This is a genomic window from Desulfovibrio psychrotolerans (assembly GCF_013340305.1).
GTDB classification, from domain to species: domain Bacteria; phylum Desulfobacterota; class Desulfovibrionia; order Desulfovibrionales; family Desulfovibrionaceae; genus Halodesulfovibrio; species Halodesulfovibrio psychrotolerans.
This window is the reverse complement of record NZ_BLVP01000038.1, coordinates 1-221: the sequence shown is the minus strand read 5'-3', so window position 1 is coordinate 221 and position 221 is coordinate 1. Positions and strand designations below refer to the sequence as shown.

The 221-nt window shown below is 59.7% G+C and carries 1 protein-coding gene; it reads right to left on the bottom strand.

The window, feature by feature from the left end; genetic code table 11:
• On the bottom strand, nt 1–221 hold a 221-nt coding region (locus HUV26_RS15645), incomplete at both ends, for a hypothetical protein (RefSeq protein WP_174411082.1).

Sequence of the window (221 nt, the reverse complement as noted above, 5' to 3'; positions counted from 1 at the left end):
ATCTGGCGGCGGTCTTTGGAGGAATAATCCACACTCACGGAACCCAGCGAAACATCCTTTGCACCCACCTGCTCCGGTGCCTTGGGGCCATCCACGCCGCCGTTATGGCTGCCGGATACACTCACCCCCACACTGACATTGCTGGCCGTGTCGTGATCGTGAATGTCGGCATAGGTCAGGGTGTTGGTGTCCAGCGTCAGGTCGCCGTTCATGGCAGCGAT